The sequence below is a fragment of the Mesorhizobium sp. B2-6-2 genome, from assembly GCF_006440615.1.
Lineage (GTDB): Bacteria > Pseudomonadota > Alphaproteobacteria > Rhizobiales > Rhizobiaceae > Mesorhizobium.
Genome location: NZ_VFUG01000016.1, coordinates 101,604 through 110,278, shown reverse-complemented (window position 1 = coordinate 110,278; position 8,675 = coordinate 101,604). Strand labels below are relative to the sequence as shown.

Annotated in this window: 10 protein-coding genes and 1 tRNA gene; 7 read left to right on the top strand and 4 right to left on the bottom strand. The window is 61.2% G+C overall.

Annotated elements, in window-relative coordinates:
* The 3 genes from FJ419_RS31050 to FJ419_RS24590 form a co-directional block, all read left to right on the top strand.
* A partial coding sequence (locus tag FJ419_RS31050; protein ID WP_246679340.1) for a hypothetical protein occupies nt 1-237 on the top strand: 237 nt, incomplete at its 5' end.
* A gap of 67 nt (nt 238-304) precedes the next feature.
* Nucleotides 305-514: a helix-turn-helix domain-containing protein gene (locus FJ419_RS24595; RefSeq protein ID WP_084016009.1), complete on the top strand. Its 210-nt coding sequence runs from the start codon at nt 305-307 to the stop codon at nt 512-514.
* Nucleotides 515-526: 12 nt separating this feature from the next.
* Complete coding sequence (locus FJ419_RS24590) at nt 527-1,717, top strand: site-specific integrase (protein ID WP_064994569.1); 1,191 nt, start codon at nt 527-529, stop codon at nt 1,715-1,717.
* Nucleotides 1,718-1,823: 106 nt separating this feature from the next.
* Here FJ419_RS24590 and FJ419_RS24585 read toward each other — a convergent pair.
* Nucleotides 1,824-1,899: transfer RNA gene (locus tag FJ419_RS24585), tRNA-Ile, on the bottom strand.
* A gap of 221 nt (nt 1,900-2,120) precedes the next feature.
* Here FJ419_RS24585 and FJ419_RS24580 point away from each other — a divergent pair.
* Complete coding sequence (locus FJ419_RS24580; RefSeq protein WP_140699203.1) at nt 2,121-2,831, top strand: SIMPL domain-containing protein; 711 nt, start codon at nt 2,121-2,123, stop codon at nt 2,829-2,831.
* 130 nt (nt 2,832-2,961) lie between these two features.
* Here the strand turns inward: FJ419_RS24580 and FJ419_RS24575 are convergent, their stop codons facing one another.
* On the bottom strand, nt 2,962-3,315 hold the full coding sequence (locus FJ419_RS24575) for a hypothetical protein (protein ID WP_095766645.1): 354 nt from the start codon (nt 3,313-3,315) through the stop codon (nt 2,962-2,964).
* Between the two features lie 329 nt (nt 3,316-3,644).
* Complete coding sequence (locus FJ419_RS24570; RefSeq protein ID WP_140541414.1) at nt 3,645-4,091, bottom strand: YcgN family cysteine cluster protein; 447 nt, start codon at nt 4,089-4,091, stop codon at nt 3,645-3,647.
* A 142-nt stretch (nt 4,092-4,233) separates the two neighbouring features.
* Between FJ419_RS24570 and FJ419_RS24565 the strand changes: the two genes are divergently transcribed.
* The 3 genes from FJ419_RS24565 (at nt 4,234) to FJ419_RS24555 (ending at nt 7,770) form a co-directional block, all read left to right on the top strand.
* Nucleotides 4,234-6,666, top strand: a complete 2,433-nt coding sequence (locus tag FJ419_RS24565; RefSeq protein ID WP_348642826.1) for an OmpA family protein — start codon at nt 4,234-4,236, stop codon at nt 6,664-6,666.
* Nucleotides 6,667-7,243: 577 nt separating this feature from the next.
* Nucleotides 7,244-7,480: a type II toxin-antitoxin system ParD family antitoxin gene (locus FJ419_RS24560; RefSeq protein WP_140699200.1), complete on the top strand. Its 237-nt coding sequence runs from the start codon at nt 7,244-7,246 to the stop codon at nt 7,478-7,480.
* Nucleotides 7,477-7,770, top strand: a complete 294-nt coding sequence (locus FJ419_RS24555) for a type II toxin-antitoxin system RelE/ParE family toxin (protein ID WP_140541417.1) — start codon at nt 7,477-7,479, stop codon at nt 7,768-7,770. The genes FJ419_RS24560 and FJ419_RS24555 overlap by 4 nt, the downstream gene beginning before the upstream one ends.
* Here FJ419_RS24555 and FJ419_RS24550 read toward each other — a convergent pair.
* The gene (locus FJ419_RS24550) at nt 7,767-8,633 is read right to left on the bottom strand and encodes an NAD(P)-dependent oxidoreductase (RefSeq protein ID WP_140699197.1); all 867 of its coding nucleotides are present in this window, start codon (nt 8,631-8,633) and stop codon (nt 7,767-7,769) included. The genes FJ419_RS24555 and FJ419_RS24550 overlap by 4 nt on opposite strands.
* Between the last annotated feature and the right edge of the window lie 42 nt (nt 8,634-8,675).

Genomic DNA, 8,675 nt, shown 5'->3' with positions numbered 1-8,675 from the left:
ATCTCGTATGCCCCACGAGGGCTATCTCGTGAGGAAGCGGCTCGCTACATCGGTGTAGGATCGACGCTCTTTGACGAGATGGTTGCCGATGGGCGAATGCCGAAGCCCAAGCGCATCAACAGCCGCGCTGTCTGGGATCGTGTAGCCCTGGATATTGCTTTCACCTCGTTGCCGGACAAAGATAGCCGCCTTCAAGAGCTGTTGGAACGAAGTAGGCGGGAGGTAGAAAAGCGATAGAAAATACGTTTATTGCGTATACGCTGCGGACGTAGTACGATGAAAGCCCGTGTGCGGAAGGCATGACGTGAGCGAGAACGACAAACTTGCGCAAGACGTGAAAGCATGGCGGGCCAAGGAAGGGTTCACTGCCGCAGCCGCGGCCAAGGTGCTTGGAATACCGAAGCGCACCTTTGAAGGCATAGAGCAAGGAAGAGGCTTTCCTTACCCGGTGCTCCTGCGGGTTGCCATCGAAAGCAAAACCCGTTCGGTACGGGCAGATCTGAAAGGGTCCTGAAAGGAGCATTTGATGGCTCGCCCATTTAAGGACCCCAGTTACCCTGGGGTATCTTCGCGCCTCAAGAACGGCAAGCGAATCTATCGCTACCGCGCAAAAGGCGTGCCCGAGATGCACCTTCCTGGCAAACCTGGCGATCCCGAGTTCGAGGCGGCTTACGAGAAGGCCACGCAGGGCCAACACAAGAATGCAGGGATCATCGATTTGCCCGGTCGGGCACTGCCTGAAACTTTTGGCCATGCCGGGCGCCGGCTTGAAACGACAATGGAGTGGCTCGATTTTGATGAAGCGACGCAGCGGAAGAATGCGCGACTGATTGAGCGTTTTCTTAATCTGCGGGTCGATCCAAATTACCCACTCACTTGGCGCGATACTCCGGTGCAACATCTCGACGCGGATCGGCTTCGCGCCATCATCGAAAGCATCTTCAGGAGCAACCGCACAGTCGCCAAACATATGCTGGTTGCCATCAAGAAGCTTTTATGGGTCGCGACCGATGTCGAGAAATGGATAAAGCCGCAGGATGATCCTTCACTGTCAATTCGCGTACGCGTGCCCAAATCGACCAAGAACCCGGCTTGGCCAATTGCGATCCGAGAAAAGTACGAGGAGCGGCATCCGATCGGGACGCCGGCTCGGACGTGCTACGCGCTTGGTTTCTGGCTCGGCAACCGACGAGGCGACATCGCTGACCTTGAATGGGATGATCTCGTGACCGAGGAGATCGAACTGTTCGACGGTTCCTTGGCATTGATCGAGGCGTTCGCCTTCCGACAGAAGAAGAACCGAAACCGTCATGGCGGACGGGAGATGTTTATCCCGGTGGTGGACAAACTGGCGGCTGCGCTAGACCCGCTTGACCGCTCGAAGGGTGGAACCGTCTTGAAGAATGGCTATGGCAACCCGTTTTCAGAAAAGAGCCTGACAGGCATGATGCAGCATTGGGCACGACAGGCCGATATTCCTGACGGCTATACGCTTCACGGCCTGCGCCGTACCTTCGGCACCTACCTCGCTGAATGCAACATCCAGGCCCGGGCCATCATGGACGCCATGGGGCATTCCTCCATGACGGTGACGGATGACTACGTGCGTGAGGCCAACAAGAAGCGGATCGCGGTTGATATTGCTCGCGCGATCAACGAGCGCGAGGCCAAACGCGACGCCATGAAGCGACGGGCAAACCTCCGCATCGTCAGATAATCACACCGAGTCGGAACAAACCGGGACCACGGTCCTTGTTTTGGCCCATAATGGACCCAAAACGTTTTGGGCCGAGGGCACTTTTCCGAAATAAAATCAATGGTCATGGTGGGCCCGGAGGGACTCGAACCCCCAACCAAGCGGTTATGAGCCGCCGGCTCTAACCATTGAGCTACAGGCCCCACGCGGGCTGGCTTAGTGTTTTTCGCCCGTCCGCACAAGGCTTTCGAAAGCTCTGGCGCAAAACGCCAAAATCAGCCCATATTCGCCCCGTAGAGCGGCCTGCGCCCATATGGCGCGAGAAAGGTCCAACCCTTGCGCCGCACTGCCGGGAAATCGATGCCTTTTGCGGGTCGAGGCAGATGCGGCACGGGCGGCGGACCGCAGACTTCGAGGAGTTTTCATGACCAGACATCTTTTGCCCATCGCGCTCGCTGCCGCGGTCGCGTTCCCGGCGCTGGCGAGCGCCGCCGACACCCAGCCTCCGCCCCGCATCATCGTGTCCGGCGAAGGCGAAGCGACCGTGGCGCCGGACATGGCGATCCTTTCGCTCAGCGTTATGCGCGAGGCCAAGAGCGCGCGCGAAGCACTCGATGCCAACAACGACGCCATGGCGGCGGTGATCGCGGCGATGAAATCCGCCGGCATCGCCGAACGCGACCTGCAGACCGCCGGCATCCAGATCAACCCGCGCTACAACTACACCAACAAGGCCGACGGCAGCCAGGAAGCCGAGCTCGTCGCCTATCAGGTGACCAACACGCTGTCGGTGCGCGTGCGCAACGTCGACAAGACCGGCGAGATTCTGGACAAGGCGGTGTCGCTCGGCGTCAACCAGGGCGGCGGCATCGCTTTTACCAACGATAATCCGAAGGCCACGATCACCGAGGCGCGCAAGAAGGCCGTCGCCGACGCGATGGCCAGGGCAAAGACGCTCGCCGAAGCGGCCGGCGTCAGTCTGGGCAAGGTGCTCGAGATCACCGACCAGAATGTCGCGCCGGCGCCGATGCCGATGGCGGCCAAGTCGTTCGATGCGGCCCGTTCGGCCGTCCCGGTGCAGGCTGGCGAGAATTCCTACAACGTCCAGGTCACGGTCACTTTCGAGCTGAGGTGATATCCAGCCCAGCCGCGGACATGCCGTTAGCAAAACGCCCCGGAGGATCATCCTGCGGGGCGTTTCATAGGCGATCCTCGCAGAGGATCGTCCGCATAGGCGATCCTCAAAGAGGATCGTCCTTTCAGCCTCAGCGATAGATGATCGGGCAACCGCGCTCGTTGGCGAACACCACCACGACACGGTCGCCATACTGGCGGCCTGCCACCTTCACGGTACGGCGGCTGATGTCGACGATGCGGGCGCGGTGCAGACCCATGCGCTCGGCCTTGTCGAGGGCGCGGTCCGGCGAACAGCCGCGCCAGTCGCGGTCGCGGCGCCAGTCGCGGCGATAACCGTCATCGTCGCCGGTGTAGATGCCGAAACGCGGGTCGTGTCTGTCCCCGAAACCGAGATAGAGGCTGTCCGCATGCGCCGGAATGGCCGTCAAAGTGCCAAGCCCGACAAGGGCCGAAAGGGCTGCCGTCCTGATCGTGTTGAACATCGTCTTCTCTCCTTATTGTGGGCTGTCGCCCGTAGAACCGATGACTGGAAAATGCCTTTTTGCGTCTGAACCTTCCGCGAACCCGCCATTCATGTCCGGTTCATATAAGCGCGAACCCGCCAGGGTTCGTCGCTTAAGCGCGAACCCGCAGGGTTCGTCGCTCGTGCCAAAACCGCGAACCCCCTAGGTTCTAGGCGCGAACCCGCAGGGTTCGTCGCTCATAGTGCTTAAAAGCGAGGCCCCTCAGGTTTCTAAACGCGAACCCGCAGGGTTCGTCGTTCCTCGCCAAAAGCGCGCCCCGTCAGGATTCGTCGTCCAGACGCGAACTGCTACGGTTCGTCGTCCAATATATAATCAAAATAATCGTCCGGCTCGGCCAGATCGGTTTCCTTGGCCTTCACCCGGCCCCGGATCGAGATGCCGGCTTCGTGCACGGTCTCAGCGCTTCCCGAAACAAGTCTGTGCCACCAGTAGAGATCATGGCCCTCGGCGATAAGCCGGTAGGCACAGGTCTTTGGCAGCCAGGTGATGGTGCGCACATTCTGCGGCGTCAGGCCGACGCAATCGGGCACCCGCGCCAGGCGGTTGGCATAGTCGGAGCAGCGGCAGTTCTCGGCGTCGAACAGCCTGCAGCCGACGCTCGTCCAGAAGATCTCGCCCGTATCCTCGTCCTCGAGCTTCGACAGGCAGCATTTGCCGCAGCCGTCGCATAGCGATTCCCATTCGGCCGGGGTCATCGCCTCAAGCGTCTTGGTTTTCCAGAATGGCGCGGTCATTTGGCTGGATTTGGCCCTCCGCGGTCTTCCGGTCAAGCGCTGTGTGGCGGCGACCCAGTATCAACATTAGAAAAACACGAAATTGCCTTCAAAAGGCCGGCCAGGCATCCTTGGTTGGCGCCAATGCCTGACGGAACCAATTATGGTTGATGAAAGTTTGGGCAGGGATGGGACCCCATTAGGAGAAATCGATATGAAACGCCAACCACGGATTCTGGCGGGCACGGCAATCGGCCTGCTTATGGCATCCGCGCCGTTGGGCGCGTACCCGCTGCAGGGGGGTATCACTTCCGGCGGCCTGCACGGCGCGCCGCTCGTCCTGGCTCAGGCCGCCTGCGCCGAAGGCCAGTCGGCCGAAGAATGCGCGCAGGGCGGAGCCGAGCAACCGCGTAAAAAGAAGCGCGAGCAGCAGCAGCAAAGCGAATCGGCGCCGGCCGAACAGGCCGCGCCTGCCGAGTCCGAGCAACAGCCGCGCAAGAAGCGGCACGAGCAGCAGCAGACGGAGGGCGCCCAGTCCGGGGAAGCTGCACCGGCCGAGCAGCAGTTCAAGCCACGCAAGAAGCGCGACCAACAGCAGCAGATCGAAGCAGCGCCCGCCGACCAGGGCGGCCAGCCTGCAACTGAGGAGCAGCCGTTCAATCCGCGCAAGAAGAAGCGCGAGCAGCAGACCGAGGCGGCTCCAGCCGATCAGGGCGGTCAGCCTGCAACCGAAGAGCAGCAGCCACGTAAGAAGAAGCGCAACCAGCAGGTCGAAACGGCGCCGGCTGAGCAACCGGCCGAGCAGACCGCCCCGGACCAGCAGCAACAACTGCGCAAGAAGAAGCTCAATCAGCAGCAGCAAAGCGAGACGGCTCCGGCCGAGCAGGCCACCCCCGACCAGCAGCAGCAACTGCGCAAGAAGAAGCTCAATCAGCAGCAGGGCGAGACGGCTCCGACCGAGCAGGCCGCCCCCGACCAGCAGCAGCAACTGCGCAAGAAGAAGCTCAATCAGCAGCAGCAGGAAGCCGCACCCGCGGAACAGCCGTCAGAACAGCCGGCAAATGACAACCAGCCCGGCAAGCGGCGCAAGCAGGCCCAGCAACCTGCCGAGCAAAGCCAGACCCCTGCCGAACAGACGCCAGCAGGCCAGGGTTCTCGCAAGCTCAAGCCGTTGCCGGCTCCCGGAACCGCGCAGGCACCTGCCGAGACCGAGCAAGCGCCGGCTCAACAGGAACAGCCTTCGAACCAGAACAAGAGGCAGGCCAAGAAACCGCTGACCGAGCAGCCCGCAACCGGGCAGCAGCAGCCAGCCACCGGTGAACAGCCGGCCAACAATCAGCCTGCCAACAACAACCAGCCCGAAAACGGCGGCAACGCCGCGCAGGGCGCGGCGCCTGCCAATCCGAACGAGGCACCTGTGCTTGACAGCCAGAAGGATGCCATGCGCAGGCACAAGGGCCGCAAGCCGGCTGGCCAGAACGAGACTGGCCAAGCCGGCGCTGAACAGAGCGGTAATCAAGCCGAGCAGCAGGGCGGCAATCAGGCCGGGCAACAAGCCGGCCAGCAGGCCGAGAAGCAGGCTCCCGTAAATCAGGGACCGCCGCCCACCGACGACAAGTCGGCGCAGCAGGCGATCAAGCCCGAGAAGATCGTCCCAGTGGACCAGGAGAAAGGCAAGCGGATCGAGCTTACGCCCGAGCAGGTTGTCCGTGAGCGCCGCCGGCCGCAGGGTGCCGACGTGGTGAAGCAGTTCGGCGACCGGGTGATCCTTCAGTTCAACAACCAGACATTCGTGGAAAGCAACGAAGCTCCTCGCATCACCCGCGGCGCCAGGGATGTTTACTACGAGGATCTTTCGGGCGGCCGCACCCGCGAAATCGTGGAGCGCGACAACGGCGTCAGGATCATCACCGTCCACAACCGTAATGGCGACGTCATCCGGCGATCTCGCGTTACATCGGATGGCCGCGAATATGTGCTGAGCTATGTCGACGAGCGCTACTATAACGACGTCGACGAGTGGCGCGATCCAGGCGACGACCTGCCACCGATGCGGCTCGACATCCCGCGCCGGGACTACATCCTGGATTCGGAGGAAGTCGAGGATCCGGACGAATATTATACCTTCCTCGAGCAGCCGCCGGTAGAAAGGGTGCAGCGCCTCTACTCGATCGACGAGGTCAAGCGCTCGGCCCGCGTGCGCGACATCGCCCGGCGTATCGATCTCGACACGCTGAACTTCGACTTCGGCTCGGCCACGATCTCCGACACCGAGGTGCAGAAGCTCGAAGGCGTGGCCACCGCCATGGAAAAGCTTCTGAAGAAGAACCCGGCCGAGACCTTCCTGATCGAAGGCCACACCGACGCCGTCGGCACGCCGGACGCGAACCTCGCTCTGTCGGACCGCCGCGCCGAGGCGGTGGCCGAGGCGCTCACCAACGCCTTCGGCATCCCGGCCGAGAACCTCACCACGCAGGGTTATGGCGAGGAGTATCTCAAGGTGAACACGCCTGGACCGAACCGCGAGAACCGGCGTGTCGCCATCCGCCGCATCACCTCGCTGGTGGCGCCGGTGGCGAGCAACAGCGGGCAGTGATCGATGCGTGTCGCCCAAAACTGTGCAGCGGTTTTGGGACAACGACATGCATCAAAGAGAGACGTAAACTGCGACGCGCTGAATCCGTTTCAGCGCGTCGCGGTTTAGCGTTTGATTTCAAGATGCTGTCCGGATTTTCGGAATCAGCGCGCAAGATGAAAGTTCGTCGCCCGGATGGGCCTTTTTCCTTGCCGACTCAAGAAGAATTGTCCTGCCTGGCCCGCCCTGCTCATTGAATCGCCGCATTGCGGCACCCAGATTCCAGACAGGGCGTTCCCTGCCCTGTCCCGACTCCAGCGGGATACGTTGAGCCCCGCCGGGCCCCCTCCCCGGCGGGGTCTTTTGCCTTGAAAACCTGTGTCACCGGGCCGAAACACGCCCAGAGCAAATTCCAGGAACAGTGTAAGCGGTTACACCCGGCGCCTTCGCCGTAGCCTTCCGTCCGGACTTGCGTCAAAACAAAAAAGATAGAGCGGTTCGCCGTTTCCGTGAAACGGTGAAACGCTCCGACGAATTTGGCCTAGGCTTGTCAGCTTGACGGCGCCTTGATACCATCTATTGGTATTGGAGATGAGAGATGCCCAAAAACACCTCCGTGACCCTTGGCGATCAGTATGATGCCTTCATCCAACGGCAAATAGCGAAAGGCCGCTTCGGCTCGGCAAGTGAAACCGTCCGTGCCGGTCTTCGCCTTCTCGAAGAACAAGAATTGAAACTCGAGCAGCTGCGTGCCGCTATCGACGAAGGAGACATGTCGGGCAACCCCGAGCCGTTGGACATTGAGGCATTTCTGAAGGCAAAGAAACGCGGATGAAAAGAACGGTCCGGTTTTCGCCGAAAGCGAGGCGGGACCTTGATGGTATCTGGGATTATTCGCTGAGCCAATGGGGCGCAGAGCGGGCAGAAGCCTACATCCGCTCCATCCACTCCATGATTAATCTGATAGACCAGTTTCCGGCGATAGCACGAAACGCGTCGGATGTTCGACCTGGCCTGCTGAAATATTCAGTCGGCTCGCACGTCGTATATCTGCGGATGAGTGGGCAATCCATTGACGTTGTTCGTATTTTACATCAACAGATGGATTATCCGAGACATCTCTAAAAGGCTCGCGTTATCTTCGTGTTCGAATTGGCGAACACCTCGTCAGGAACAAAGAAATCGCCGGCAAGTGCCCCTTTGGCGCCCGGCGCATAGATCGAAAAGTCCGTCACGCCTTCGGCGCGCAGCACCTCTTCGTCGATGTAGAAATTGCCGGTCGCTTCGCGCGACGGGCGCATGAAGATCGCATGCGCGGCGTCGGCCATGATGTCGGGCGAGCGGCTCATGGCGGCCACTGTGGCGCCGCCCAGAAGATTGCGCACGGCCGCGGTATCGATGGTGGAGATCGGCCATAGCGAATTGACCGCGATACCGTCCTTGACGAATTCGGCGCTCATGCCCAGCGTGCACATCGACATGCCGAACTTGGCCATGGTGTAGGCGACATGGTTCTTGAACCACTTGGCCTTCATGTCGAGCGGCGGCGACAGATTCAGGATGTGAGGATTCTTTGCCAACTTAAGATGGGGAATGCACATTTTGGAGACCAGGAAGGTGCCGCGCGTATTGATCTGGTGCATCAGATCGTAGCGCTTCATGTCGGTCTCCAGCGTGCCGGTGAGCTGGATGGCGCTGGCATTGTTGACGCACACGTCGATGCCGCCGAACCGCTCGACGGTTCTTGCCACCGCATCGGCGACCTGCGCCTCGTCGCGGATGTCGCAAAGCACCGGCAGCGCCTTGCCGCCGGCCCGCTCGATCTCTTCCGCCGCGCTGTAGATGGTGCCCGGCAGCTTCGGATGCGGCTCGGCGGTCTTGGCCGCGATCGTCACATTGGCGCCGTCGCGCGCCGCGCGCAGCGCGATCGCCAGCCCGATGCCACGCGATCCGCCCGAGATGAACAGCGTCTTTCCGTGGAGCGACATTTTTTGCCTCCCGTCATTCTTCGGTGCGATCCTTGCCCGCAC

Bases quoted from the DNA above. Each gene is read 5' to 3' on its own strand.
- FJ419_RS24590 (WP_064994569.1), top strand. From the start codon at position 527: ATGGCTCGCCCATTTAAGGACCCCAGTTACCCTGGGGTATCTTCGCGC.
- FJ419_RS24580 (WP_140699203.1), top strand. From the start codon at position 2,121: ATGACCAGACATCTTTTGCCCATCGCGCTCGCTGCCGCGGTCGCGTTC.
- FJ419_RS24575 (WP_095766645.1), bottom strand. From the start codon at position 3,315: ATGTTCAACACGATCAGGACGGCAGCCCTTTCGGCCCTTGTCGGGCTT.
- FJ419_RS24570 (WP_140541414.1), bottom strand. From the start codon at position 4,091: ATGACCGCGCCATTCTGGAAAACCAAGACGCTTGAGGCGATGACCCCG.
- FJ419_RS24565 (WP_348642826.1), top strand. From the start codon at position 4,234: ATGGTTGATGAAAGTTTGGGCAGGGATGGGACCCCATTAGGAGAAATC.
- FJ419_RS24560 (WP_140699200.1), top strand. From the start codon at position 7,244: ATGCCCAAAAACACCTCCGTGACCCTTGGCGATCAGTATGATGCCTTC.
- FJ419_RS24555 (WP_140541417.1), top strand. From the start codon at position 7,477: ATGAAAAGAACGGTCCGGTTTTCGCCGAAAGCGAGGCGGGACCTTGAT.
- FJ419_RS24550 (WP_140699197.1), bottom strand. From the start codon at position 8,633: ATGTCGCTCCACGGAAAGACGCTGTTCATCTCGGGCGGATCGCGTGGC.